The sequence below is a fragment of the Pseudomonas sp. PDM21 genome (genome assembly GCF_014852505.2).
Lineage (GTDB): Bacteria > Pseudomonadota > Gammaproteobacteria > Pseudomonadales > Pseudomonadaceae > Pseudomonas.
This window is the reverse complement of the sequence record NZ_CM181223.1, coordinates 1,240,521-1,265,819: the sequence shown is the minus strand read 5'-3', so window position 1 is coordinate 1,265,819 and position 25,299 is coordinate 1,240,521. Positions and strand designations below refer to the sequence as shown.

At 64.8% G+C, this 25,299-nt stretch carries 22 protein-coding genes; 7 read left to right on the top strand and 15 right to left on the bottom strand.

The window, feature by feature from the left end:
- The first annotated feature begins 75 nt into the window (after nt 1-75).
- Both IB275_RS06080 and IB275_RS06075 read left to right on the top strand, forming a co-directional pair.
- Nucleotides 76-291, top strand: a complete 216-nt coding sequence (locus IB275_RS06080; protein WP_192289891.1) for a hypothetical protein — start codon at nt 76-78, stop codon at nt 289-291.
- Nucleotides 292-577: 286 nt separating this feature from the next.
- On the top strand, nt 578-2,050 hold the full coding sequence (locus IB275_RS06075) for an inorganic phosphate transporter (protein ID WP_192289893.1): 1,473 nt from the start codon (nt 578-580) through the stop codon (nt 2,048-2,050).
- A gap of 60 nt (nt 2,051-2,110) precedes the next feature.
- Here the strand turns inward: IB275_RS06075 and IB275_RS06070 are convergent, their stop codons facing one another.
- The gene (locus tag IB275_RS06070) at nt 2,111-4,891 is read right to left on the bottom strand and encodes a PAS domain-containing sensor histidine kinase (RefSeq protein ID WP_192289895.1); all 2,781 of its coding nucleotides are present in this window, start codon (nt 4,889-4,891) and stop codon (nt 2,111-2,113) included.
- Between the two features lie 8 nt (nt 4,892-4,899).
- Nucleotides 4,900-5,370 carry a TadE/TadG family type IV pilus assembly protein gene (locus IB275_RS06065; protein WP_192289897.1) on the bottom strand — a complete coding sequence of 157 codons (471 nt, stop codon included), beginning with the start codon at nt 5,368-5,370 and terminating at the stop codon, nt 4,900-4,902.
- A 274-nt stretch (nt 5,371-5,644) separates the two neighbouring features.
- Between IB275_RS06065 and IB275_RS06060 the strand changes: the two genes are divergently transcribed.
- Together IB275_RS06060 and IB275_RS06055 are read left to right on the top strand one after the other, a co-directional pair.
- Nucleotides 5,645-6,124 (top strand): prepilin peptidase, encoded by a 480-nt coding sequence (locus tag IB275_RS06060; protein WP_285886538.1) that lies wholly within the window; start codon nt 5,645-5,647, stop codon nt 6,122-6,124.
- A 150-nt stretch (nt 6,125-6,274) separates the two neighbouring features.
- Nucleotides 6,275-7,111: a response regulator transcription factor gene (locus IB275_RS06055; protein WP_138212347.1), complete on the top strand. Its 837-nt coding sequence runs from the start codon at nt 6,275-6,277 to the stop codon at nt 7,109-7,111.
- Between the two features lie 24 nt (nt 7,112-7,135).
- Here IB275_RS06055 and IB275_RS06050 read toward each other — a convergent pair whose 3' ends face one another.
- The 9 genes from IB275_RS06050 to cpaB all read right to left on the bottom strand — a co-directional run bounded on the left by IB275_RS06050 (nt 7,136) and on the right by cpaB (nt 16,484).
- The gene (locus IB275_RS06050) at nt 7,136-8,902 is read right to left on the bottom strand and encodes a pilus assembly protein TadG-related protein (protein WP_192289899.1); all 1,767 of its coding nucleotides are present in this window, start codon (nt 8,900-8,902) and stop codon (nt 7,136-7,138) included.
- 18 nt (nt 8,903-8,920) lie between these two features.
- Nucleotides 8,921-9,202 carry a DUF3613 domain-containing protein gene (locus tag IB275_RS06045; RefSeq protein WP_192289901.1) on the bottom strand — a complete coding sequence of 94 codons (282 nt, stop codon included), beginning with the start codon at nt 9,200-9,202 and terminating at the stop codon, nt 8,921-8,923.
- 19 nt (nt 9,203-9,221) lie between these two features.
- On the bottom strand, nt 9,222-10,022 hold the full coding sequence (locus IB275_RS06040; protein WP_192289903.1) for a tetratricopeptide repeat protein: 801 nt from the start codon (nt 10,020-10,022) through the stop codon (nt 9,222-9,224).
- Nucleotides 10,019-10,927: a type II secretion system F family protein gene (locus IB275_RS06035; protein ID WP_192289905.1), complete on the bottom strand. Its 909-nt coding sequence runs from the start codon at nt 10,925-10,927 to the stop codon at nt 10,019-10,021. Before IB275_RS06035 ends, IB275_RS06040 begins: the two co-directional genes overlap by 4 nt.
- 10 nt (nt 10,928-10,937) lie before the next feature.
- Nucleotides 10,938-11,825, bottom strand: coding sequence for a type II secretion system F family protein (locus IB275_RS06030; RefSeq protein WP_192289907.1), 888 nt, complete (start codon nt 11,823-11,825; stop codon nt 10,938-10,940).
- Nucleotides 11,822-13,069 (bottom strand): type 4b pilus Flp biogenesis ATPase TadA, encoded by a 1,248-nt coding sequence (gene tadA / locus IB275_RS06025; RefSeq protein ID WP_081517525.1) that lies wholly within the window; start codon nt 13,067-13,069, stop codon nt 11,822-11,824. The genes IB275_RS06030 and tadA overlap by 4 nt, the downstream gene beginning before the upstream one ends.
- Entirely contained in the window at nt 13,066-14,250 is a 1,185-nt protein-coding gene (gene tadZ / locus IB275_RS06020) for a type 4b pilus Flp biogenesis protein TadZ (RefSeq protein ID WP_045209663.1), read from the bottom strand. Before tadZ ends, tadA begins: the two co-directional genes overlap by 4 nt.
- A 65-nt stretch (nt 14,251-14,315) precedes the next feature.
- Nucleotides 14,316-15,548: a type II and III secretion system protein family protein gene (locus tag IB275_RS06015; protein WP_192289909.1), complete on the bottom strand. Its 1,233-nt coding sequence runs from the start codon at nt 15,546-15,548 to the stop codon at nt 14,316-14,318.
- A 15-nt stretch (nt 15,549-15,563) separates the two neighbouring features.
- Entirely contained in the window at nt 15,564-16,484 is a 921-nt protein-coding gene (gene cpaB / locus IB275_RS06010) for a Flp pilus assembly protein CpaB (RefSeq protein WP_192289911.1), read from the bottom strand.
- 376 nt (nt 16,485-16,860) lie between these two features.
- Here cpaB and IB275_RS06005 point away from each other — a divergent pair, with 376 nt between their 5' ends.
- The 3 genes from IB275_RS06005 (at nt 16,861) to IB275_RS05995 (ending at nt 21,383) form a co-directional block, all read left to right on the top strand.
- A complete protein-coding gene (locus IB275_RS06005) occupies nt 16,861-17,058 on the top strand; it encodes a Flp family type IVb pilin (RefSeq protein ID WP_192290638.1) in 198 nt (65 codons plus the stop codon).
- Between the two features lie 155 nt (nt 17,059-17,213).
- Nucleotides 17,214-19,109, top strand: a complete 1,896-nt coding sequence (locus tag IB275_RS06000) for a methyl-accepting chemotaxis protein (protein WP_192289913.1) — start codon at nt 17,214-17,216, stop codon at nt 19,107-19,109.
- Nucleotides 19,110-19,493: 384 nt separating this feature from the next.
- Entirely contained in the window at nt 19,494-21,383 is a 1,890-nt protein-coding gene (locus IB275_RS05995) for a methyl-accepting chemotaxis protein (protein ID WP_192289915.1), read from the top strand.
- Nucleotides 21,384-21,503: 120 nt separating this feature from the next.
- On the opposite strand, the gene IB275_RS05990 is transcribed toward IB275_RS05995, so the two are convergent.
- From IB275_RS05990 to IB275_RS05975, 4 genes are all read right to left on the bottom strand, one after another.
- Entirely contained in the window at nt 21,504-22,988 is a 1,485-nt protein-coding gene (locus tag IB275_RS05990) for a helicase HerA-like domain-containing protein (RefSeq protein ID WP_192289917.1), read from the bottom strand.
- A gap of 95 nt (nt 22,989-23,083) precedes the next feature.
- Complete coding sequence (gene pncB / locus IB275_RS05985; RefSeq protein WP_192289919.1) at nt 23,084-24,283, bottom strand: nicotinate phosphoribosyltransferase; 1,200 nt, start codon at nt 24,281-24,283, stop codon at nt 23,084-23,086.
- Nucleotides 24,284-24,373: 90 nt separating this feature from the next.
- Nucleotides 24,374-24,598 (bottom strand): hypothetical protein, encoded by a 225-nt coding sequence (locus IB275_RS05980; RefSeq protein ID WP_192289921.1) that lies wholly within the window; start codon nt 24,596-24,598, stop codon nt 24,374-24,376.
- Nucleotides 24,595-25,299, bottom strand: a complete 705-nt coding sequence (locus IB275_RS05975; protein ID WP_192289923.1) for a lipopolysaccharide kinase InaA family protein — start codon at nt 25,297-25,299, stop codon at nt 24,595-24,597. Before IB275_RS05975 ends, IB275_RS05980 begins: the two co-directional genes overlap by 4 nt.

Genomic DNA, 25,299 nt, shown 5'->3' with positions numbered 1-25,299 from the left:
ATCGTCATCAGCTGCCAGTCACCCTCTTCAAATCATCAGCTTTTAGTCATCAGCTTTCAGTCATCAGGAATGATCGTGACCAAAGACGAACTGCGCGCGGAACTGGAGCGCCAGGAGCAACGTTTCAAGGATGAACAGGGCGGCGAAGTGACCCTTTATGCCGCCCAGCCCGAACCCGGCAAGAAACCCTGGCGCAAGCGACCCAGCGTGCAGGACAGGGCCTTCGACCGGGAACTGGAAAGAATCGAAGAAGAACGACAGAAAAAGGATCAGGAAGCGGCTTCCGTTTAAATCGCAGGTACGACCCCAGGCTGAAAGACCCGCCCGAATCTTTTGTGGGAAAGTCTTGATGCGATGGGCGAGCAGCGCTCCGTGGGGGAGCCTGCCAGTTGGCCTGCAAACACTCATCCGATGGGCCGGCGGCCCGCGTGGAAGCATTGCAAACTTTTTCCACACTGCCTGAAAGCGCCGTGCGACGAGGCGTCGCGCAAATTGGAGAAACCGTTTCAGGCTAAATACGGTGCTCCAAGCTTCTGGCATAATCGCCGCCCCGTCTCCGACCGGTCATAGAATTTTCATGTTCGATCTCTTCAGCGGACTCGATCTCTGGGTGGGTATCAGCCTGGTGCTGGCACTCACATTCGTCCTGGCGTTCGAGTTCATCAACGGCTTCCACGACACCGCTAACGCGGTGGCCACGGTCATCTACACCAAGGCCATGTCCCCGTACCGCGCGGTGATCCTCTCCGGCATCTTCAACTTCCTCGGCGTATTGCTCGGTGGTGTCGGCGTTGCCTACGCGATCGTCCACCTGCTGCCGGTGGAGCTGCTGATCAACGTGAACACCGGCCACGGTCTGGCCATGGTGTTCTCGCTGCTGGCCGCCGCCATCACCTGGAACCTGGGCACCTGGTACTTCGGCATCCCGGCCTCCAGCTCGCACACCCTGATCGGCTCGATCCTCGGCGTGGGCCTGGCGAACGCCCTGATCAATGGCGTACCGGTGGCCGACGGGATCAACTGGGGCAAGGCCATCGACATCGGCCTGTCGCTGATCTTCTCGCCGCTGGCCGGCTTCATCGTCGCCGGCGCCCTGCTGATCGGCCTGAAGTGGCTGTATCCGCTGTCGAAGATGCACAAGACCCCGGAAACCCGCCGCGACGTCGACGAGAAGAAGCACCCGCCGTTCTGGAACCGCCTGGTGCTGGTGATCTCGGCCATGACCGTGAGCTTCGTGCACGGCTCCAACGACGGCCAGAAAGGTATCGGCCTGATCATGCTGGTGCTGATCGGCATCGTCCCGGCGAAGTTCGTCCTCGACCTGAACAGCACCACCTACCAGATCGAGCGCACCCGCGACGCCGCCATCCACCTGCAGCAGTTCTACAACCGCCACTCCGACACCCTCGGCGAGATGCTCGCACTGGGCAAGGCCGGCGAAGTGGACATGCCCGACCTGTACCGCTGCGAGCCGAAGCAGACCGAAGCGACCCTCAAGGGCCTGCTGAGCGACCTGCACGGCGTCTCCAGCTACAACGACCTGAACGACGACGAGCGCGTCCAGGTGCGCCGCTACCTACTGTGCCTGGACGACACCGCGAAGAAGGTCGGCAAGCTGTCCGAGCTGCCGTCCCGCGAGAAGGCGGACCTCGAGAAGCTGCGCAAGGACCTGACCAGCACCACCGAATACGCGCCCTTCTGGGTGATCATCGCGGTGGCCCTGGCCCTGGGCATCGGCACCATGGTCGGCTGGAAGCGCGTGGTGCTCACCGTCGGCGAGAAGATCGGCAAGCAGGGCATGACCTATGCCCAGGGCATCGCCGCCCAGCTCACCGCGACCGCCGCCATCGGCATGGCCAACATCTACAGCCTGCCGGTGTCCACGACCCACGTGCTGTCCTCGGGCGTAGCGGGCACCATGGTGGCGAACCGCAGCGGCCTGCAGGGCAGCACGATCCGCAACATCCTCATGGCCTGGGTGCTGACCCTGCCCGTGTCGATCGCGCTGTCGGCCGGCCTGTTCTGGCTGTCCTCGCGCTTCATCGGCTGATCCAGCGCCGCGCTCCACGAAAAACGCCTGCATCCGCAGGCGTTTTTCATTTCCGGACGCTCAAACCGTAATGGCCTGCCTCGGCAGGCGGATGACGAAACGCGCGCCGCCCTTGAAGTTATCCACAGACAGGCTGCCGCCCATGTTGCGGATCAGGTCGTGGCTCACCGACAGCCCCAGCCCTGTACCCTTGCCAATGGGCTTGGTGGTGAAGAAGGCCTCGAAGATGCGCTCGATCACCGCCGGGTCGATGCCGCCAGCGTTGTCGCGCACATGCAGCTCCACCCAGCCGGGGTCCGTGCAGGGCTCCTGCGACACGCCGACCCAGCGCGCGCCCTCTTCTCCACGCCCCAGCAGCGCGTCACGGGCGTTGGCCAGCAGGTTGATCAGCACCTGCTCCAGCTGGTCGGCATAGCCACGCACCACCACCCGTTGCGCCGGCGGCCGGCACTCCAGGGTGATGCCCTGCTGCGTGAGGCTTTCGCCCAGCAAGGCAACGGCGCCTTCGCAGGCGTCGTAGGGATCGAACGGCGCGGCCTCCAGCTCCGACTTGCGGCTGAACACGCCCATGTGACTGATCACCCGCGAGAGCCGGTCGATCTGCGCGTCCGCACGCTCGAGCTTTTCCTTCAGGTATTCGGGCTCGCCCAGTTTCTGCCGGGCGTTGTAAAGGGACATGCGCATGACGTGCAGCGGCTGCTTCATCTCATGCGCCATGCCGCTGACCATCTCGCCCAGACTGGCCATTTTCGCGCCCTGAGCCAGTTGCTGCTGGGCGTGGCGGACGGCGGTGTTGTCGCGGCCCACGGCCTGGATTTCCACCAACCGCCCCTCGGCGTCCAGCAACGGCCGGTCCGACCAGATCAGCCAGAGGTTGCGCTGGCCGGGGAGGCAGAAACGCAGCTCCCAGGAATCGTCCACCGCCCCCTTGCCGCCGCCCACCAGGCGCGCGCGCAGGGCACTGCAGTCCTGCTCCGAGAGCCACTCGTCGAGCCGCCGGCCGAGCAGCGCGTCCACCGGTTCATCCAGCACCTGGGCAAAGGTGTGGTTGATGAAGGTCAGCTGCAGGCCGGGGTCATAGCGGCAGATCAGTGCCGGGGAGTCCTCGACCAGCACGCGATAGCGCTCCTCGCTCTCGGCGATCTGCAGTGCGGCCAGGTGCTGCTCGGTGACATCGAGCCATAGGCCGACGGCCTCCTGCGGGATGCCCTGGATATCGCGCAGCAGCTTCGCCTCGTCGTACAGCCAGTGCCACTCTCCAGCGCTGTCGCACAGGCGGTACTCGGTGCGCACGCGGCCTTCGCGCAGCAGCTCGCGGCCACGGTCGAGAAAAGTCTCCAGGTCTTCGGGATGCACCCGCTCGGCCAGCGCCTGCCAGTTCTGGCCCTGCAGGTCGAGGCCAAGCAGGTTGCCGGCGCTCTCGCTGTAGAACTCGGGGATCAGGTGCCCCTCCTCCACGCGCTGCACGTAGATCACCACCGGTGCGCTGTCGATCAGGTTACGCAAACGGGCGTGGGCGGCCAGCGCCTGTTCTTCCTGCAACTTGCCTTCGCTGATGTCCAGTAGCACGCCGTCCATCAGCTGGTCGCCGGCGCGCGCCTGCCGCCGGCCCTGCAGGCGCAGCCAGCGACGCGTCTGTGTGGAAGCCGCACCACGCAGACGCAGGTCCTGGACCAGCCGCCCGCCCGGTTGCAGGTTACGCAGGCGCAGGCTGAGTTCATCGGCGTCGGCGGGGTGCAGCTGGCTCAGCAGGTCGGCCAACGCCAGCTGCAGCTGCCCGGCGGGCAATCCCAGGCTCGCCGCCACCGCCGGCGACAGTTCGAACAGGTCCTCGTCGACGTGCAAGCGCCACCAGCCGCCGCCCACCATGTCCTGCAGCAGATTCAGGCGCCGGCTGCTGTCGCGCAGACCGTGCAGTTCGGTGCGCTCGTGGACGAGGTTGGTGAGGATCTCCGCCAGGTACTGCCAGTCGCTCGGCGCCAGCCCTGGCCAGCTGCCGCCGTGCTCCATCGGCTCGGCCAGCAACCCGGCCAGCCGCCCACCGCGCACAGGGGCCGGTATCAGGTAGAGCTGGGTGCAGCACAGGGTACGCAGCAGCTCCGACGGACTGTCGTCCGCCCCTAGCAGGCAGGCGCCGCTGGCGGCGCGCAACTCGTCACCGGGCACGGCCAGGTTTTCCCGCAGCAAGCTGTCGAAACCGGGCTGTACGTAGCAGGCAAAGACCCGCAGGCTCTGGTCCGGCGCTTCCAGCAACAGAGCCATGCTACGCATGTGGAAGTTGCTGCAGAACGCCTCCAGCACTTCACCGACGGCCTCGCCGAGGCGGCGTTGCGAACTGTGGCGCAGGCGCGCCAGCAGCAGTTTGCTGAGACTCAGGCATTGCAGCTTGTGCTGCTGGCTGTCGGACTGCCAGTTCAGGTCGGAGATGTCCGTACCCAGCAGCAGGCAATGCTCGTTGGGCTGCAGGACCGCCTGGAAGCGGCACACCAGCGGCAGGTCACCGGTGCTGCGCAGAACCAGGTCGAGCCGCTCGCCGCCTCGCAGACTGGACACCTGCATGCCACCGGGAACGCGCCGGTCCAGATAGTCACCCAGCCCGGGCAGGTCGCCATTGCCCGGAACCGGCGGGAGCAGACGGTGAGCCTGGCTGCCGCCACGGGCGATGACGCGATCGCGGCTGTCCAGCTCCAGCCACAGGTCCCAGTGGCCGGTCACTACGGGCTCACTCAGCTCTTCCACCGGCAGCGCCGGACGCCGGCGTGCCGCCAGGGGCCGGCTCGGCACCGGATTCTCGATCATCTCATGCTGGCCGCGAGGCCTGGAGCGCCAGAAATCGAACATCCAGTACCTCAGAGCAGGACGCTGGCGGTGCCGCTGAGCACGTCGGGCAGGCGCGGCACCGTGCCGATTCCCGGCAGGGTCAGCAGCGGAACGATGGGCGAGGTGGCGTAGGGATAGCTGACACACACACGGACGCGCGTGTACTGGCGTCCCGAGACCGTCTCGGTTACCGGGGTATCCATGAACTGCCCGCTGTAGCAGCCATTGCGCCAACTCGCCGGCATCCAGCTCAGGCGCTGTGTCACGGCGTTATCCACAGCCGCTTTCAGGGCGGCGCTGTAACCACCCGCGGCCTGGGGATTCACCGAGACGGCCACTCGCGCGCCCGCCGCCGCCGCATCGTTGAACGACTGCAGCATCAGCAGGGGCACGCAATAACCGAGCAGTCCGTAGAGAACTGCGAAGAACAGCACGAATACGGCGGCGAACTCGATAGCCACCGCGCCTCGTTGAGTGCCACGCCTGCCGACTCCGTTCATGCGAAATACTCCCGGACCAACTTCCAACTTGAATGATCGTTCAACTTGTCGGCACAGCGAAACTTTCCTGAAGATACTCGCCGTCGGATAAATACCGCTCTCCAGCAATACTAGGCGCTCTTCCACGATTCGCCCTCATGGCCTATCGGAATAACGTTACGAGCCAAACTCGATTACCCATGGCTTCAATTGCAATATGGCGCTGGAGTGCGGGATACCTTAAAACTCCCCTAACCTGCTTCGAAGTCGCCGTTCCGGGATAAGGATATTCTCGATGCTGTTCAAACTCTGCCTGCTGGGCTGGTTCGCCGTCTGTGCCAGCCAGGACCTCACGCGGCTGCGGGTCAGCAATTGGCTGACCCTGGGCGGGGCGCTGGCCGCCCTGCTGTTCCTGCTGGTCACGGGCCACACGCTGACGGGCTATGCGCCGCTTGCCGCGGGGGTTGCCGCGCTACTGGCGGCGCTGCTCAGCGTGCCGGGCTACTGGCTGGGGAAGCTGGGCGCGGCCGACGTGAAAATACTGATCGCCCTGGGCCTGGCCAGCGACCCGCTGACGGTGTTGTACACCCTGGCGGTGGCCTGCCTGTTCTGTGTAGTGCTGATGTTCGCCAGCAAACTTTTGATTGATTCGGACAAAGTACCGGCTAATTGCAAATCGCAATTAACCAAACTGCAACCGTCAAAGTTCAAGTCATTTCCGTTCATCTTCGCGCTGTTCGCCGGTCTTCTGACGACCCTCTCGCTCCTCAAATAAAAATGATTCCGACAATTGGCAGAGTCCAAACTTAACGACTATATGCTAAGGGTTAATACCATCCATCACCTGATGGGACGATTCGGCTACGGTAATTGAACGGCCGGACGATAAAAATAATGGAAGCAATCCTTCAAGGAGCGTGCAGTCATGGAAAAAACGGCCAATCGCCGTTTCAGCGTGCTGGTCATCGATGACGAGCCTCAGGTTACTGCGGAGCTTTCCGAACTGCTGGAGAACAGCGGCTACCGCTGCGTGGTCAGCGACAGCAAGGACAGTGCCCTGCAGAAGTTCCGCGATGACGCCTCGATCGGCCTGGTGATCTGCGACCTGGGTCTGGGACGCGACAACGGCATCCGCGTGGTCGAGGCGCTCAAGGACGTGGCCGGCGCTACGCGGTTCTTCGAGACCATCATCCTCACCGGCCAGCAAGGCAGCCAGGAAGTGATCGAGGCCATGCGTGTCGGTGTCGCCGATTACTATCAGAAGCCGGTAGCGCCGATGGACCTGCTCAAGGGCCTGGAACGCCTGGAGGCGCGCCTGCACGAGCGCATCCGCAGCCAGCTCAGCCTGAGCCACGTGAACCAGCGCCTGGAATACCTCGCCGAATCACTCAACTCGATCTCGCGGGATATCCACAAGATCAAGTATGAAGTCCATGGTGGCGGCGGCCAGCCGGCCAGCAGCGGCGCGCTCAAGCAGGAACAGCCCGAGCCTGCGGCCAGCGCAGCGCCGAGCAACGCCGAGCAGATGACGCCGGTGGTCAACAACCCGCTGTTCAACAAGCTCTCGCCGCGCCAGCAGGCAGTGGCGCGCTTGGTGAGCAAAGGGCTGACCAACTACCAGATCGCCTACGACCTGGGGATCACCGAGAACACCGTGAAGCTCTATGTCTCCCAGGTGCTGCGGCTGATGCACATGCACAACCGCACCCAGCTCGCCCTCGCCATCTCCCCCAGCGCGTCGCAGAGCAGCGCGGTGCACTGAGTCCGCCTCACCCTCTGACGATCTTCAGATCAGCAGCTCCGCGCCGCCGGTCTGGAGGTCGATCAGGCGCACGTCGAGGATGCCGGTCTGGATGCCCAACAAGGCCAGCAATGGATCAATCAGTTGCTGGCCGAGCGCAGTGACCAGTGCACCCACTGCACCTGTGAGATCGAGAGCAAGCTGCGCAATCGAACTCACCAGACTGCTCAATGTACACAGCAGCCAACTGAGGATGTTGTTGCAGTTACCGCCTGCCTCAACCTTGATGGTCAGGGAATTCGCCAGACTGGTCAGCCCCGTCCCCAGCGATGATCCCAATGGGCTCTGTACTCTTTTTACCGCGCTGGGCAGATCGGCAGGGCTGCTGACCAGGAAGCTGAGGGATTGCTCTCCTGGAATGGCGAATTGGGTAGACGTCGACGTGCTGCTACCTGTAGCTCCCGTACCGGTGTTGGTGATGGTCACCCCAACCAGGCTGCCATTGGCGCCGGAGAGCAGACTGACATTGGCATCGAGACTGGCGCTCGCTACGCCCGGCCGCGCCTTCACATTGACCGTGACTGGTTTGCCCACGCCTCCACACTGAATTGTGTCCAGCGCGGCATAACCCTCCGCCACCCCCACTTTGAGGCTCAGCGCCAGCCTAACCAGATTCAACCCAAGCAGGTTGGCGTTGGCCCCTACCTCCAATTGCACTTGAGCGTTCTTCGCCACTGTGCGCCAGTTTCCGGCGCCGTCCTTGCCCGGATACCCATAGGCGATGGTCGGCGGGGAGATGACCCATAACTTCACGGTCGGCACAACTCCAGCGATGCTCTTTCCTTTCAGATCGAGGTTCACCGCGTTGTTCTTGTTCGCCACCAGCGCCGTCGCCATCAGCAGGTCCAGCATATTGACCCCGGCACTGAGCGCCGTATCGCGCACGCTGTCCGGCGCCACCACGCTGAGAATCTGCCCCAGAGTCAGTTGCGCCGTCGGTACGTTGATGGTGGCCAGCGCCGTACGCAGCAGCGCCGTATTCACCCCGGCCAGCTGTGAGGAGTCCGCCGCGTTGACCATGGCCTGGAGCAGCTGTGCCGCGGTGACGTTGGCGCCCAGCAGGCTGTCGATCTTGCCCAGTTCGAGGTTCACCCCGGCGGCCTTGAGCTGCTGGCTCAGGGCAAGCAGCGAGACGTTGGCCCCGGCGATGCCCTGGTAAGTCACCACGTCCAGGTTGAGGTTGGTGCCCAGCAGCCCGCCGAGCAGGGCATTGAGCAACGGCGAGTTGCTCGAGTCCAGGCTCAGCACACCGCTACCCGCGGAAATTCCCGCCATCGCCGAGCGCCGTGCCACGGCCTGGGCACTGATCACCGTAGTGCTCGACGCACCGCTGAACAGGCTGGCGACGTTGAGTACCAGGCTGGAGGGAACGCTGTGGGTGGCCTGCACGCGCACGGAATCCGCCAGGTTGCCGCCAGCGCTGAAAACTCGCTGAGAATCGGCACTGCCGTAACCGGCAGAAAAACTGACACTGCCCAGTGTCCCGACCAGCGTGTCGCCGGTGCCGGGCACGAAGCCGTTCTTCGCCGCGCTGGCGGTGACGTAACCCTGGATGTCGGTGGCCAGCTGCGAGCCGCACATACCGCCCTGGGTGGCCGCTTCCAGCGCCGCCATATCCGCCACACGCTGCAGCTTGCGTTGTTCGAAGTACAGGCGCCCGGTGTCGATCACCAGGGCCAGGCAGATCAGCGCCAGCAGCAGCGTTCCCGCCGCCATGACGCCGATTGCGCCTCGCTGCCGTTCACGTCCCATGGCAGCCTCCGGAAGGGATCAGTTCTTGTCGGTGCTGAAGCCGTTGTTGTCGTCGAGCAGGTACTCGGGAATCTCGTGGGTATAGCTCTTCAGGTAGCGCTGGTAGGCGCGGTCGCGCTCGGCCGGCGTGGCGCTCTGCCGGTGGGCCGAAGCGGCCTTTCCGCTGCTCTGCAGGTCCAGCCAGGTCAGCACTTCCTGCTGGTCACGAGCGGTGGTACCGGCTTCGGTGTGGGTGGTCTCCACCGCCTGGGCCAGCATCGGCGTCGCCAGCAGTGCGCCGGCCATAATCCATGTCTTCATCCTTCCCTCCCTGCCCACCTCAGCGGGCCTTGACCAGCAGCTTGGCGTCGCGCGCCACCGCCGGGGTCGACTCGACCTGGGCCGGGTGCGCGTCTTCCACCGCATCGTCCACGTAACTCACACTTTCGGCCTGCACCGCCGGTTGGCTGGCCGGGCTGGCGGGGCTTACCGGGCGCAGGTCCTTCGCCTGATCCTGAGCCGCGCGGACCTGGTCGGCGGACAGCCCGACACTCTGGATCAACCGGCTGGCCTCGCTGTTCTCGCCCTGGATAAACATGACGCTGAGCAGGTTGGTGGCCGGCAGCTTGTCATGTTCGTTCAGCTCCATCGCGGTGATGAACTCGAAGCGCGCCTTCTCCAGCTCGCCGCGCCGCAGCAGGACGTAGCCCAGGTCGTTGCGCAGCGCGCTGTCGGTGGGCTGCAGGCGCGCCGCTTCACGCAGCTCGCGCTCGGCTTCCACGGTATTGCCACCACGCATGGCGATCTGCCCCAGACCATGGTGGGCCTCGGCGGACTTGCAGGTACCCAACAGCCCTTCGTAGACGATGCGCGCCTTGGGATCACCGATGCGGCGCAGGGCCAGCGCCTTGCTTTCGCGCACTTCCAGCGAGTTCGGCGGCAGGGTTTCGAGGTTGGCCAGGGCGGCGTGGGCACGGCCGTTGTCGAGCATCTCGCGGGCGAGATTGAGCTGCAGTTCCACCGCCTGGCCGAGCTTCTCGTCGCAGCTCTGCCCGACGCTCGGCCCGCCACCCAGGCTGTCGAGATTGGCGCAGCCGCCGAGGGTCAGGCCCAGCAGGCCGATCAAGCACGCGTTTCTCATCCCATTCTCCCCAGGGCCTTGGTGATCGCGAGGAAGCCGGGCCCGGCGAGGATGATGAGCAGCGCCGGGAACAGCAGCGTCATCATCACCAGGCTCATCTTCGCCGACATCTTGCTGACCTTTTCCTGCAGGCCGGTCAGGCGGCGATCCTCGAACAATTGCTTGAGCGTCAGCAGCGATCCGCGAGCACTGCCGCCCTGGCGCAGCATCTGGCGCAGTACGTTGCAGCAGTCGCTCAGTTCCCCCACCGCCAGGCGTTTGCTCAGTAGTTCCAGCTCGTCCGCCAGGTCCAGGCCGCTTTCGGCATGCGCCAGTACGCCGTCGAGTTCCTCGACCAGCACCGGCACGATACTCCGCCCTTCCCGGCTGACCACCCGCAGGCTCTGCTCCACCGTGAGACCGGAGTCGAAAAGGATGCGGATCAGCTGGATGAACAGGATCACCTCGTCCGCCAGGCGCTGCCGACGCTTGCCGGCGAAGTAGGACAGCACCCGCTTGGGCAGCAGGAAGCCGATCCCGGCGGCGAAGGACAAGGGCAGCAGCGGAGAGGTATGGGCGTGCCCCGGCGTGGCCAGGACCACCAGTACGATGGCCACGAACAGCAGCGGGACCAGGAATATCGACATCAGGTAGATGCGCCGCGGCGTACTGCCGGACCAGCCGGCCTGGTTGAGCAGCAGCCGGACTTCCTCATCGCGCAGTTGCAGGCGCCGACCCAGGCCACTCTCGCTCATCCGGTCGAATGCCCGCGCCATGCGCTGGCCAGCGCCGTGCGGCGTTGCATCGCCGCCCAGGCGCTGCTCGATCAGGCGCTGTTCGCGACCGGCCGTGCGGCTCTGCGAGAGCAGCAGGAGGATCGCCGCCAGGGCCAGGATCACCGCCATCAATCCGTACATCAGGGGCATGCCGGCCTCCTCAGATGCTCTTGAGCATGCGCCAGAGCGTGTAGCACCCCAGCACCTGCAACCCCAGGGAAGTCAGCAGCATCAGGCGGCCACCGTGGTCGTGCCACATGTTCATCAGGTAGCCCGGATTGCTGAACAGGATGTAGGCGCCCAGGCTGATCGGCAGCAGCGCCAGCACCAGGGCGCTCATGCGGGTTTCACCGGTCATCGCGCGCAGCTGGCGGCCGAGTTTCTCCCGCTCGTGGATGACCTTGATGATGTTCTCCAGCAGGTCAGTGGTGTTGCCGCCATAACGGTGGTTGACCGCCACGCCGAGGGAGAGCACGTGCAGCTCCTCCACGTCATAGAGCTCCGCCACCTCCTGCAGCGCCTCGGGCAGACTGATGCCCAGCAGCACATGGTTGTTCACCAGCGAGAAGATTTCCCGCAGCGGGTCGTCGGCCGCATTCACCGCCTGGGTGATGGCATCCCCCAGGGTTCGCCCCGAGTGCAGGCTGCGCACCACCTGGTCGAGAAAGTTGGGCATCTGCCGGATCATTTTCTGCAGGCGACGCCGGTACAGCAGATTGAGCAGTGCATGGAAGCCGAGCACTCCCACCCCGACACCGCAGAGCGCGCCCACCGGCCCGCCCAGGCGCTGTCCGAACAGCCCCAGCACAAGACAAGCCACGACGGCACCCAGGACCCAGCCGCGCATGTCAGAGATGCCGGCACGCCGCATGCGCCGCGCCAGCCAGTGGCTGCTGCGAGCGCGCGCTCCTCCGGCCACCACAGTCTCTCCGCTCAGGCGGCGCATCACCAGCTCGTGGTGCCGCGCGCGCCAGCTCATGCCCGCCAGCCCCAGGCCCAGCGCCGCCAGCGCCAGGCTGGCCACGACCAGCCAGAGGGCGCCGCTCACAGCAGCACCTGGCGGAACTTGATGCCGCCTGGCTGGGCAGTACGGACGAATTGCCCGGTACCACGCCGGTCGAGGCTGAACAGCGAGTTGGTGACGTAGACGCCGTCACGCACCTCCAGCACTTCGAGGATTTCGCTGACGCAGCGGCGGCCGTTGGACAGGCGGGTGATCTGCACGATGATGTCCAGTGCCGAGCAGAGCATCTGCCGCAGGGTCTGCTCCGGCACGCGCTGGCCGGTAAGTCCCACCAGCATCTCCAGGCGCAACAGCGAATCCATCGCCGAGTTGGCGTGTACGGTGCTCATCGAGCCATCGTGGCCGGTGTTCATCGCCTGCAGCACGTCGAGCACTTCGACGCCGCGGATCTCGCCGAGGATGATGCGGTCCGGGCGCATGCGCAGGGCGTTGCGGATCAGGTCGCGGGCAGTCACTTCGCCGAAGCCTTCGGCATTCGGCGGACGGGTCTCCAGGCGCACCACGTGGTCGTGGCCCAGCTGCAGTTCGGCGGTGTCCTCGATGGTAACGATGCGCTCGCGCTCGTCGATGAAGCTGCTCATGACGTTGAGCAGCGTGGTCTTGCCGGTGCCGGTGCCGCCGCTGATGAGGATGTTGCAACGGCTCGCCACCGCCTGGCGGAGGAACGCCAGCATGGCTTCGTCGACGCTCTGGTAGGCCAGCAGGTCGGCGCTCTTGAGCAGCTCCTTGCTGAATTTGCGGATCGACAGGCAGGGCCCGTCCAGCGCCACCGGCGGGATGATCGCGTTGACCCGGCTGCCGTCGGGCAGGCGCGCATCCACCATCGGGCTGGACTCGTCAAGGCGCCGGCCCAGCGGCGCGAGGATGCGCTGGATTACCCGCTGCACATGGTGGTCGTCGATGAAGCGCAGGTCGCTCTGGTAGAGCCGGCCTTCGTGCTCGATGAACACCCGGTCCGGGCCGTTGACCAGGATTTCCGAGATGCCCGGATCGCGCAGGAGGATTTCCAGCGGGCCAAAACCGGTGAGTTCGTCCACCACCTCCTCGGCGAGGCGGTCCAGTTCGTAGCGGGAGATCGCCAGCTGGCGGCGCGAGGCGTACTCGCAGACCTTCTCGGAGACGTACTGCGCCACCGCCGGCCGCGCGCCCTCCAGCAGGTTCATGCCATCTTCGTCGATCTCGTCGATGATGTAGCGGTGCAGGCGCATCTTCAGCGTCTGCAGGTCCTGGTCGTGGCGGCCGTGACCGCCGCCATAGTGCTGGCTCATGAGCGCGCGGCCTTCGCCCGGCCGATCCAGCTGAACAATCCGCGCTTCTCCGCCACGCCCGCACCCAGCGCCTCAGCCAGGTCACGCAGCTTCACCGTCAGCGGGTCGCGCGGGGCCAGGTCGAACAGGCTCTGGCCGACGTTCTTGGCACGCAGGCGGGCTTCGGGCGAGGCCGGCAGCACGCCGAACAGTTCCAGGCCGAACATCTTGCCCAGCGCCGGGGCGTCTGGTGGCACCGAGGCCCAGTAACGCTCGATCAGCAGCTCGATACGCGGCAGCGCTGGCGTGCGTTCGCGCAGGCGGCGCAGGCGCTCCAGTCCTTTCTTGCACGACGGCACGCTCTGGTCCACGAGCCACAGCACGCGGTTGGCCTGCATCAGCAGCTGGCCGCTGAGTTCGCCTTCGGCAACGCCGGTGAGGTTGATCAGGATATGACTGAAGGCGCTGCGCAGGTTGCCCAGCAGCAGGTACAGCTCGGCGGTGGTGATGCGCTCCAGCACGCCGGGTTCGTCCGACAGGCTGAGCACGCGCAGGCCGGATTCGTGGCGGGCAAAGGCGCTGTCGATCAGGGTCTGGTCCAGCCGGCGCAGGTTGCGCAGCGCATCAGCGAAGGTGAATGACGGTTCCATGCCGAGGATCGCCAGCGCCTCGCCGGTGGGTTGGCCGATATCCACCAGCAGCACGCGGTGGTCCGCCTGGCGTTGCAGCGCCAGGGCCAGGTGCAGGGCGACGAAGGCGCCATCGGCGTCGGGCCGGGCGCTGATCAGGCTGATCAGTTCGCCCTGCTGGGTGGCGCTCACCGGTACGGTGGGCAGGCGCCCGCCGAGACGTCGGACCAGCCCGCTCAGTTCGCTGGCACGGGCGCCGTAGGTGACAAAGTCCCGGGCTCCTGCGCGCATGGCAGCCAGCACCAGTTGGTTGTCCAGACCGTCGCCGACGGCGACGACCGAGAGCAGCGGTCGCGCCGAGACCAGCCCCTCGATCAGCGAACCCTGGGAGACCAGGTTGGCCTTGTTCAGGCTGGTGAACAGGACCGTCGCACCGGTGACGTCCAGCAGCGACAGCAGTTCTTCCAGCGTACCGCTGTTGGCCAGGACGACCTGCCCGCAGCCGGCCAGGCTGCTCTGCAGCCACTCCTGCTCGCCGGGATGCTGGACCAGCGCCACGAAAGTCTGACTCATGCCCGTGCTCCCTTGCTTTGCCTTGCCTCCCGCTCTCTGGCGGGTCAGCGCTTCGTAGGTATCCATCAGTGCGACATCCCGCTGCTGGCCTTGCGCTTGTCGAAGCGGCCGTCCTCGAGGAAGTAGAACTCGCCAAAGCCCGGGTCGTAGTCGCGCAGGCCTTCGCCAGGAAGCTTGGGCAGCGCGGCATTGACGGCCAGCGGCTGCACCAGGTGCGGGGTGACGATCATCAGCAGTTCGCGGTCGTCCTTGTCCAGGTTCGAAGATCGGAACAACGCGCCGATCACCGGGATGCTGCCGAGGAAGGGGAACTTGTCGATATTGCTGATGGTGCTGCTGCTGATCAGTCCGCTGATCACGAAGCTCTCGCCGTCGGCCAGCATCACGCTGGTATCGGTGCGCCGCACAGTCAGCGCGGGCACGGCGATGTCGTTGGTGCGGATGCCACTGGAAAAGTCCAGCTCACTGACCTCCGGGGCGACCTTCAGGGCGATGCGCTTGTCGTTCATCACCGTCGGCGTCAGGGTCAGGCGCACGCCGAACTCCTTGTACTCGATGGTGATGGTGTCCTTGTCGCCATTGGGCACCGGAATCGGGAACTCGCCTCCGGCGAGGAACGAGGCCGTCTGCCCGCTGGTAGCCACCAGGCTGGGCCGCGCGAGGGTGTAGGCGAAACCGCTGCCTTCCAGGGCGTTGATGAAGCCCAGCCACTTGCTGCTGCCACCACCCCAGATGATGTTGAAGCCGCCGTTGGAGTTGCCGAAGGAGCCATCCAGCGTGCCATCGGTGCCGACCTGCATGTTGCCCAGGCTACCCGGCGAGCCCAGTACGAAGGTATTGGAACCGCGCCGCACCAGTGACGTACTTGCCTGCTTGAGCTTGCTGCGACTGACTTCGACGAAGCGGATATCGGTCTGCACCTGGTTGGGCAGGCTGCCGGCGCCGACGCCGGTTGCACCCGCCACGTCGCTCACCGCCCGCGCACCGACGCGCACCACGGTGCGCATCGGCTGGTCGCTGCAGGCGGTCCAGATCAGCAGGCTGGTCAGGCCTTCGGCCTTGCCGGTGACGAGGAAGTCGCGCTTGTCGAGCACTTGTACGTCGGCGATGTTCGGATCGCCGATGGCCAGGCGCTTGATCGGCACCGGCAGTTGCTGGTCACGCTGGGCGCCCTGCTCGACGTCGAGATTCAGTTGCTGATCGGCGAAGCCTGCGCACGCGCTCGGCACGGCCTGCGCCGCGGAGTGGACGGCGCAAGCCAGCAGAGCAACCAGGGGAAGAATGAAGCGCTTGGACATCGATGCACTCCTTGCTCAATGTGCTTCACGGGTAACGGTGGTGCCTCGGTAGACCACCACGCCGGCGTCGACCTGCGGCGCGGAAACCTGGCGCACGGCGGGGGCCGGCGCCTGGCGCGGCTTGCCGATGAGTTGTTCGAGGGTGATCGGCTGGCTGCCGGCGGAGCCGAGCGAGGCCTGGATATAGCGGCCCTGCTGTTCCTTCTCGTAGAGGTTCTCATCCTTGCTGCGCACCGCCAGGCGCAGGGAGCCGGCCTGGCTGGCGAGCATCAGGCGCGAGGCGGCTTCGGCGGGCACAGCGAGCACGGCAGTGCGTGGCGGTTTGGGTGTCTTGTCCTTGGGGTCGCCGGCATTGCGTGCCTGGCCATCGGTGGAAACGGCAATCTGCTCGCCGTAAGTCAGCACCCGCACACCCGGCAGCACCACCTGGGCGCTGAGGCTGCGCTCAGTGCTCTGCTGGTCCTGGACGAAGAGCATGACGTCGACGTAATCGCCGGGGAGCACGAAGCCGCCGCCACCGATGACCTCGTCCACGGCAATCGCCATGGCGCGCTCATCCGGCCGGATGGTACGGGCCAGAGGGCCGCCCGGTTCGGTGACGGCAGAGGTGAGGATATTGCCCGCCGGAACGGCGACCCAGACGCGCTGGCCGATCACGGCTTCGGGCTTGGGAAAGCTGCCGGCGGGAGAGGTGCGCAGCATTTCCACGCTGACATCGTCCTTACCGATCACCGCCAGGGGCGGCAGGTCACGGGCGGCCACCACCACAGCGGTGCGCTGCAGCTTGTCGGCTTCGGCCATTGCTGCCGGTGCTACCTCCTGCACCACGCCGGCAACCGGCGCGGCCGGCTTGCCGACCTTGAGTCCGAGATACCCCACCACACCGGCGCACACCAGCAACAGCCCGGCGAATACCATCAGCACCTTGCTATTCATGACCACATCCTTGGGCAATCTCGGAAAAGCGGACCGGAGGGTCCGCGGCCTTGTCGTAAGAAGTCCGTTACCGGCAGCACCGGAGTTTGTCCTTCAGACCTTTATTGTTGTTTCGGCCAGGCGAGGAAGTTCGATAAGAACCATTTCTCATAATCAGTTTTCAGTTGTGCCATGGCTGAATCTAGTAGCTGTGTTTAGAGCGTCAACCACGCCGCTTAAATTTACGACCTGCAATTATTTATATGCCGAGAGGGTTATAACTTTTGTATTAGCGCTATTTGAACAATTGCATTCAGCCATACGACGCCTAGCCTGACGATGAAGTCGGGGCGCCGCCCCGGTGGTATTCGAGGGAGCACCCGCGATGGACCTGAAAATAAAAAACCTGTCCCTGAAACTGTTCTGCATGGCCAAGGCGTTCGCGGCCGACAAGGAAGGGGCGACAGCGATCGAATATGCGGTTATTGCGGGACTGATCTCGGTGGTGGTTATCGCGGGAGCCAGTATTATCGGTGGAGACCTGGGTACTATCATGACCAGCATTCAGGACGAAGTTGCAAAAGCCGTTAAATAACGACCCTCCCGATACAACTTCCTGACGACCCTATTCATGGTTCCCGCGCCTTGCGCGGGAACTTGTTTGCCTGCCTGCCGCTTTTCTCCTAAAGCTCCCCACGCCGCTGCCGATACAGCCTGCTCAAACCCGTTTTACAGCAGGATGCTTTACCGATGCTTCGTTCGCTGTCTTTCTCCAGGAAGATTCTCCTGGCGGCCTCTCTCGTGGTCACCTTCGCCTTCGCCTGTTTCATCTTCTTCAACGATCTGCGCCAGCGCGAGGCAATCCACTCTGACACCGAATCCTACCTCTCCGAGGTCGGCAGCCTGACCGCCAGCAATATCCAGAGCTGGCTGGAAGGGCGCATCCAACTGGTGGAAGCAGAAGCTGCGCAACTGGCCGACGGCGAGCCGACGCCCGAACGCATCCAGCACGTACTGGAACAACAGGTGTTCCAGAAGAACTTCGAATCGGTCTATCTCGGTGAAGCCGCCAGTGGCGTGTTCACCATGCGCCCCTACGCGCCGATGCCCGACGGCTACGACCCACGCACCCGTGGCTGGTACAAGGACGCCGTGGCCGCCGGCCGGCTGATCGTCACCGAGCCTTTCCTCGACGCCGGCACCAACGAGCAGATCCTCGCCATGTCCATGCCGGTCATGCGCAACGGCCAGCTGGTCGGCGTGGCCGCTGGCGACATGAAGCTGGAAACCATCACCGCGATCATCAACTCGCTGAAGTTCGACGGCGACGGCTATGCCTTCCTGGTCAGCGATGCCGGCAAGATCCTCCTGCACCCGGACAGCAGCCTGATCTTCAAGAGCCTCGGCGAGGTCTACCAGCAGGGCGCACCCAAGGTGCAGCCGGGCGTGCAGGAAGTCAGCATCAACGGCGAGGACCAACTGGTTTCCATGACACCGGTGAAGGGCCTGCCGGGCGTGACCTGGTACGTCGCGCTGGTCCTCAACAAGGACTCCGCCTATGCGATGCTCAGCGACTTCCGCAACACCGCGATCATCGCCACGGTGATCGCCATCGTCGCCATCCTGCTCCTGCTCGGCATGCTGATCCGCGTGCTGATGGCGCCGCTGACCGACATGGGCCGCGCCATGCAGGACATCGCCCAGGGTGAAGGCGACCTGACCAAGCGCCTGAAGGTCGCCAGCAACGACGAGTTCGGCGTGCTGGCCAACGCCTTCAACCGCTTCGTCGAACGTATCCACGAGTCCATCCGCGAAGTCGCCTCCACCGCGCGCCAGTTGCACGACGTCTCGCAACTGGTGGTGAATGCCTCCAACTCGTCCATGAGCAACTCCGACGAGCAGGCCAACCGCACCAATAGCGTGGCCGCGGCGATCAACGAACTGGGCGCTGCCGCTCAGGAAATCGCCCGCAACGCCGCCGACGCCTCGCACCATGCCACCGACGCCTCGCACCAGGCCGGTGATGGTCGCCAGGTGGTGGAACAGACCATCAGCGCAATGAACCTGCTGTCCGACAAGATCAGTTCCGCCTGCGCCAACATCGAGTCGCTGAACAGCCGCACGGTGAACATCGGGCAGATTCTGGAGGTGATCAAGGGCATCTCCGAGCAGACCAACCTGCTGGCCCTGAACGCGGCCATCGAGGCCGCCCGCGCCGGGGAAGCCGGCCGTGGCTTCGCTGTGGTGGCGGACGAGGTGCGCAACCTCGCCCACCGCGCCCAGGAGTCCGCGCAGGAAATCCAGAAAATGATCGAGGAATTGCAGGTCGGCGCCCGCGAAGCCGTGGACACCATGACCGAGAGCCAGCGCTACAGCCTGGAGAGCGTGGAAATCGCCAACCGCGCCGGCGAGCGCCTGGCCAGCGTGACTCATCGCATCGGCGAGATCGACTCGATGAACCAGTCGGTCGCCACCGCCACCGAGGAACAGACCGCCGTGGTCGACTCGCTGAACATGGACATCACCGAGATCAACACCCTGAACCAGGAAGGCGTGGAAAACCTGCAAGCCACCCTGCGCGCCTGCGCCGACCTGGAGAACCAGGCTGGCCGCCTGCGCCACCTGGTGGACAGCTTCCGCATCTGATCACCGCAGTAGTGGAAAAGGCGCCTTCGGGCGCCTTTCTTGTTCTATTGCCGACCGATTCCGCAATGGCGCGCCCGCCCAGGAAATCACGACCCTGTATCACCGCTGAAACACCCGCCACAGAGCCACCCCTACCGTTCGTCCGACACTTTCAAGCTTCCCTCGGGCACGCCGAAATCAAGGGTGAAGGCCTTTGATACCCACCCACAAACCGGGCCTGTCGTCACCGCCGGCACAAGGGAGTTCCGGCCACGCCCGCACGGCTATCCGCCGCGCCGGCGCCGTCCGTTTCACACCACGGGACGGACGTTCTGCGGCGACACCGGATCTGTCGCCCGGACCAACGCCGTTCAGGCATCCCACCACCTCCGGACTCGACGCAGCATGATCAAGAGCCTGAAATTCAGCCATAAGATCCTCCTGGCCGCTTCTCTCGTTGTTTTCTCGGCATTCGCCCTCTTCACCCTCTACAACGACTACCTGCAGCGCAATGCGATCCGCGAGGACCTCGAGGATTATCTGCGGGAGATGGGCGACGTCAGCGCCAGCAACATCCAGAACTGGCTGAGCGGCCGCCTGCTGCTGATCGAAAGCACCGCCCAGACCCTCGCCCGCGACAGCTCGCCCGAGCACCTGACCGGCCTGCTGGAGCAGGACACCCTGCGCAAGACCTTCAACTTCACCTACCTGGGCCAGGAAGACGGCACCTTCACCATGCGCCCCAACAGCGCCATGCCTGACGGTTACGACCCGCGCACCCGCCCCTGGTACAAGGATGCCGTCGCGGCCGGCGGCACCACGCTGACCGAGCCCTACATCGACGCGGCCACCCAGCAACTGATCATGACTGTCGCCACCCCAGCGCGCGCCGGCGGCAAGACCCTCGGCGTGGTCGGCGGCGACCTCGGCCTGCAGACCCTGGTGGAGATCATCAACTCGCTGGACTTCAGCGGCATGGGCTATGCCTTCCTGGTCAGCGGCGACGGCAAGATCCTCGTGCATCCGGACAAGAACCAGATCATGAAGACGCTGGCGGACGTCTACCCGCAGAACACGCCGAAGATCGGCAGCGGCTTCAGCGAGGCCGAACTCAACGGCCACCAGCGCATCCTCAGCTTCACCCAGGTGAAGGGCCTGCCGTCGGTGAACTGGTACATCGGCCTGTCCATCGACAAGGACGCCGCCTACGCAATGCTGAGCAAGTTCCGCGCCTCGGCCATCGTCGCCGCCGCGATTGCCATCGTCGCCATCCTGCTCCTGCTGGGCATGCTGATCCGCGTGCTGATGCAGCCGCTGACCACCATGGGCCGCGCGATGGAAGACATCGCCCAGGGCGAAGGCGACCTGACCAAGCGCCTGAAGGTCGCCAGCAACGACGAGTTCGGTGTGCTGGGCAATGCCTTCAACCGCTTCGTCGAACGTATCCACGAATCGATCCGCGAAGTGGCTTCCACGGCCCGCCAGCTGCACGACGTCTCGCAACTGGTGGTGAATGCATCCAACTCGTCCATGAGCAACTCCGACGAGCAATCCAACCGCACCAATAGCGTCGCGGCAGCGATCAACCAGCTGGGCGCCGCCGCCCAGGAAATCGCCCGTAACGCCGCCGATGCCTCGCACCATGCCACCGACGCCTCGCACCAGGCCGGTGATGGTCGCCAGGTGGTCGAGCAGACCATCAGCGCGATGAACCTGCTGTCCGACAAGATCAGCTCGGCCTGCGCCAACATCGAAGCACTGAACAGCCGCACGGTGAACATCGGGCAGATTCTGGAGGTGATCAAGGGCATCTCCGAGCAGACCAACCTGCTGGCCCTGAACGCCGCCATCGAGGCCGCCCGCGCCGGAGAGGCCGGCCGTGGCTTCGCCGTGGTCGCGGACGAGGTGCGCAACCTCGCCCACCGTGCCCAGGAATCGGCGCAGCAGATCCAGAAGATGATCGAGGAACTGCAGGTCGGCGCCCGCGAAGCGGTGGACACCATGACCGAGAGCCAGCGCTACAGCCTGGAAAGCGTAGAAATCGCCAACCGCGCCGGCGAGCGCCTGGCCGGCGTCACCCACCGCATCGGCGAGATCGACTCGATGAACCAGTCGGTGGCCACTGCGACCGAGGAGCAGACCGCGGTGGTCGACTCGCTGAACATGGACATCACCGAGATCAACACCCTGAACCAGGAAGGCGTGGAAAACCTCCAGGCCACCCTGCGCGCCTGCGCCGACCTGGAGAACCAGGCTGGCCGCCTGCGCCAGCTGGTGGACAGCTTCCGCATCTGATTCTGGCGGAAACGAAAAAGGCGCCTGCGGGCGCCTTTTTCATTGGGTACACCTGCAGGAGCGAGCCATGCGCGCGATCGCGCCGACGTCGCACCTTTTGAAAGCGGCCCGCTCCTAACGTTATCTGCGCTTACTACCGCCCAATAGCGCGCCCATCAATCCGCGCACCAGTTGCCGGCCGATCTGGTTCGCCGCCTGACGCACCACCGTCTTGCTGACCTGGCTGGCCAGCGATCCAAGAATCTCGCCGGCCATGTCACCGAAATCGGTACCGCTGCCCTTCTCTTCCTTCTGCTCGGTCGGTGCCATCTTGTTGTCGGCGCGGCCGGTCAGTTTCTCGTAGGCGGACTCGCGGTCGATCGGTTGGTCGTAGTGACCGGCCAGCGGCGAACGGCGGATGACGTCGGCGCGCTCGGCGTCGGTGAGCGGGCCGATGCGCGATTGCGGAGGCGCCACGGCCACGCGCTGGACCATCGCGGGCGTGCCCTTCTCCTCCAGCGTACCGACCAGCGCCTCGCCGATGCCCAGCTCGGTGAGCACCTTCAAGGTCTCGAAAGCCGGGTTGGGCCGGAAGCCGTCGGCCACCGCGCGCAGGGATTTCTGCTCCTTGGCGGTGAATGCGCGCAGACCATGCTGAATACGCAGGCCCAGTTGCGCCAGCACGTCGTCCGGCAAGTCCCCGGGCGACTGGGTAACGAAGTAGACGCCCACGCCCTTGGAGCGGATCAGCCGCACCACCTGCTCCAGACGATCCTGCAGGGCCTTGGGCGTGCCGTTGAACAGCAGGTGCGCCTCATCGAAGAACAGCGCGAGGATGGGCTTGTCCGCATCGCCGCGCTCGGGCAATTGCTCGAACAGTTCGGCCAGCAGCCAGAGCAGGAAGGTGGCGTAGACCTTGGGGGCGTCATGCACCAGCTTGCTGGCGTCCAGCAGGTGGATGCGGCCACGGCCATCGGCCTCGGGGCGCAGCAGGTCTTCCAGCTGCAGCGCCGGCTCGCCGAAGAAGTCCTCGGCGCCCTGCTGCTCCAGCAGCGCCAGACGCCGCAGCAGTGCCTGGGACGAGGCGCCGGTGAACAACGCACGGTCTTCGCCGAGGATGTCCGGGTTTTCCTTGAAGTGATTAAGCAGCGCCTTGAGGTCTTTCAAGTCGAGCAGCAGCAGGCCTTCGCGGTCGGCCACCTTGAACGCGGCGAACAGCGCCGCCTGCTGGCTCTCGGTCAGCTCTAGCAGGTTGGCCAGCAGCAGCGGGCCCATCTCCGACAGCGTGGTGCGCAGCGGGTGACCGGTCTTCCCGGCCACGTCCCAGATGCTCACCGGGTAGGCCTGGGGCTTGTGGTTCAGCCAGGGCATGCTGGCGATGCGTTCAGCCACCTTGCCCTGTGGGTTGCCCGCGGCGGCGATGCCGCACAGGTCACCCTTGATGTCAGCGGCAAACACCGCGATGCCGGCGTCGCTGAACGATTCGGCCAGGTGCTGCAGCGTCACCGTCTTGCCGGTGCCGGTCGCACCGGCGATCAGGCCGTGGCGGTTGGCGAGTTTCCAGGGCTGGCCGACCGGCTGCCCGTCGGGCCCGGCGCCAATGATGAGTTCGTTGGTGGCTGACATCCGTTGTTCCCCTTCAGTGGACCTGTCGCGCCAGAGGGCCTGTCGCGTTGGCTGCTTGAGCAAGAGTGGCGCGTCCCGGTGCGCCGCGCAATCGGCTACCCCGGTACTTTGAAGACGTGCTTGAGGTAGTGCAGGAAGTTCTCGTCCTTGCACTGGGTCTTGCCCGGCGCATCGGAGATCTTCGCCACCGGATGGCCGTTGCAGGCGGTCATCTTCAGCACGATGTTCATCGGCTGGACACCCGGCACATCGCAGGTGAAATGGGTGCCAATACCGAAGCTGACGTCGATGCGCTCGCGCAGCGCCCGGTAGATTTCCAGCGCACGCGGCAGGTTAAGGCCGTCGGAGAACACCAGGGTCTTGGTCAGCGGGTCGATGCCCAGGTGTTCGTAATGCCGGATGGCCTTTTCCGCCCACTCCAGTGGATCGCCCGAGTCGTGGCGCAGGCCGTCGAAGAGCTTGGCGAAGTACAGGTCGAAGTCCGCCAGGAAGGCTTCCATGGTGATGCAATCGGTCAGCGCGATGCCCAACTGCCCGCGGTACTCGCGAACCCAGGCGTCCAGCGCGGCGGCCTGGCTGTCGATCAGCCGCGGGCCGAGTTGCTGATGCGCCATCAACCACTCGTGAGCCATGGTGCCCAGCGGTTTCACGCCCAGCTCGCGCGCCAGGTAAACGTTGCTGGTGCCAACGAAATGGCCGGGGAAGCCATCGCGCAGATCGCGTACTACGGCTTCCTGCACCGGATAGGAGAAGCGCCGGCGGGTGCCGAAGTCGGCCATCTTGAAGCCAGCCAGCTCTTCGGCGCTGGCCTCCTTGCGCAGCCAGTCGAACTTCTCCTGCAAGCGCTCGCGGACCATCGTCAGCGTCGTGCCCGGATGGCGGTGGCGGTTGCGCACTTCGCTGATGATCGCCAGCAGCGGCACCTCGAAGAGAATCACGTGCAGCCAGGGGCCTTTCAGGCGCAGGAACAGTTCTTCGTTCTCCACACCCAGCTGCACATAGCTGGGGTTGAAGCGGAACAGGCCGAGGAAGCGGATGAAGTCGGGCTTGAAGAAGGGGATGCGCTCAAGAAAGGCCAGGTCCTGCGGTGCGAAAGAAAGCTCCGACAGCTGCTCGATCTGCTCGCGCAGCGGGTCGAGGTAGGCGCGCAGGTCCTCTTCGTTGCGACAGCGGAACTCCCACTCGACTTCGGCGTTGGGATAGTTGTGCAGCACGGCCTGCATCATGCTCAGCTTGTAGAAATCGGTATCCAGCAGGTTCTGCACGATCCGCCGGGAAAATGCGCTGTCGCTCATGCTCATCTCATTGCAGGCTTGAATCGGCAGTCTAAACCCGTCGCCCACAAAAAACCCCGCCGAGGCGGGGTTTTGAGTTGGAATCAGAAATCAGCGTGCTTTGCTCTGCGACATCCCGAACAGGAAAAGCAGCAGGTCGTCATCCGGACGGATGTCCTGTTGCTTGGCGCGCAGGTTGGGCGGCATCGGGCAGCTGTCCAGGCCGCCTCTTCCGGAAATGACCGAAGGCCCAGGCTCATGCCAGGCCGCCGCCGCCAGGGTCGCCACCCCGAGCGCGCCGATGAGGAGCAAACCTCGCGTAATTTCTAACTTCATGTCTGCAACCCTTTGATGGCGCTGCCAAACGCCGCTTGGTAACCATAGACAAAGGCCTGCCATTGCGCCTCTGTCCACGACGAGCGGCGTTTTACCTGGCGAAGATCGTGACGGGCGGCACGCTGGGCGCTGAAGCGCTGACGGGCTTTTTCCATGTCAATCAGGGCCACTTCGATCTTGTCGCCGTCCATCTTCACGAAGACGTGCTTCAGGTAGAGGCAGCCATGCTGCCAACGGCCGGCGTTAAGCTTTGCAAGGGTACTACCGTAATGTTGCAGAATTCTTTGGTGCAGGGCCTCGCCCCAACGCTCCTGGTCACCACGGGCGTAGCAGTCTTCCAGGCTGCTGAAACCGTCCAGGGACTCGGTTACCAGAAGGGCCTGCCATTCGCCATCCACCTTGCGGCAGCCGGCGTAGACCAGGGTCGGCACTTTCACGCCCAACGCTTCGGCGGCCTTGAGCGCATTGCGCTCGCGGATGGCGGTGGGGTAGCCGAAGGGATGCAGCAGGTCGCGGTAGATGTGGCCCATCTGCTGCTTGCGATAGAGCATCCGGCCGTCGGAGGTCAGGACTCGCTGCACGCCGCTTTCGCCGCCGCGCCGACGGTTGGGTTCCTCGACCCATTTGCCGGGCACCTGGAGCCAACGGTCGATGGCGTTCTCACCGGAAATTTGCTGCAGCGAAGCCAGATCAACGGCCAT

Excerpts from the sequence above, each read along its gene's own strand:
- IB275_RS06050 (WP_192289899.1), bottom strand. The coding sequence starts at position 8,902 with ATGGGACGTGAACGGCAGCGAGGCGCAATCGGCGTCATGGCGGCGGGA.
- IB275_RS05995 (WP_192289915.1), top strand. The coding sequence starts at position 19,494 with ATGATCAAGAGCCTGAAATTCAGCCATAAGATCCTCCTGGCCGCTTCT.
- cpaB (WP_192289911.1), bottom strand. The coding sequence starts at position 16,484 with ATGAATAGCAAGGTGCTGATGGTATTCGCCGGGCTGTTGCTGGTGTGC.
- tadA (WP_081517525.1), bottom strand. The coding sequence starts at position 13,069 with ATGAGCCAGCACTATGGCGGCGGTCACGGCCGCCACGACCAGGACCTG.
- IB275_RS06065 (WP_192289897.1), bottom strand. The coding sequence starts at position 5,370 with ATGAACGGAGTCGGCAGGCGTGGCACTCAACGAGGCGCGGTGGCTATC.
- IB275_RS05980 (WP_192289921.1), bottom strand. The coding sequence starts at position 24,598 with ATGAAGTTAGAAATTACGCGAGGTTTGCTCCTCATCGGCGCGCTCGGG.
- IB275_RS06040 (WP_192289903.1), bottom strand. The coding sequence starts at position 10,022 with ATGAGAAACGCGTGCTTGATCGGCCTGCTGGGCCTGACCCTCGGCGGC.
- IB275_RS06075 (WP_192289893.1), top strand. The coding sequence starts at position 578 with ATGTTCGATCTCTTCAGCGGACTCGATCTCTGGGTGGGTATCAGCCTG.
- IB275_RS06060 (WP_285886538.1), top strand. The coding sequence starts at position 5,645 with ATGCTGTTCAAACTCTGCCTGCTGGGCTGGTTCGCCGTCTGTGCCAGC.
- pncB (WP_192289919.1), bottom strand. The coding sequence starts at position 24,283 with ATGAGCGACAGCGCATTTTCCCGGCGGATCGTGCAGAACCTGCTGGAT.
- IB275_RS06000 (WP_192289913.1), top strand. The coding sequence starts at position 17,214 with ATGCTTCGTTCGCTGTCTTTCTCCAGGAAGATTCTCCTGGCGGCCTCT.
- IB275_RS06070 (WP_192289895.1), bottom strand. The coding sequence starts at position 4,891 with ATGTTCGATTTCTGGCGCTCCAGGCCTCGCGGCCAGCATGAGATGATC.
- tadZ (WP_045209663.1), bottom strand. The coding sequence starts at position 14,250 with ATGAGTCAGACTTTCGTGGCGCTGGTCCAGCATCCCGGCGAGCAGGAG.
- IB275_RS05975 (WP_192289923.1), bottom strand. The coding sequence starts at position 25,299 with ATGGCCGTTGATCTGGCTTCGCTGCAGCAAATTTCCGGTGAGAACGCC.
- IB275_RS05990 (WP_192289917.1), bottom strand. The coding sequence starts at position 22,988 with ATGTCAGCCACCAACGAACTCATCATTGGCGCCGGGCCCGACGGGCAG.
- IB275_RS06015 (WP_192289909.1), bottom strand. The coding sequence starts at position 15,548 with ATGTCCAAGCGCTTCATTCTTCCCCTGGTTGCTCTGCTGGCTTGCGCC.
- IB275_RS06035 (WP_192289905.1), bottom strand. The coding sequence starts at position 10,927 with ATGCCCCTGATGTACGGATTGATGGCGGTGATCCTGGCCCTGGCGGCG.
- IB275_RS06045 (WP_192289901.1), bottom strand. The coding sequence starts at position 9,202 with ATGAAGACATGGATTATGGCCGGCGCACTGCTGGCGACGCCGATGCTG.
- IB275_RS06055 (WP_138212347.1), top strand. The coding sequence starts at position 6,275 with ATGGAAAAAACGGCCAATCGCCGTTTCAGCGTGCTGGTCATCGATGAC.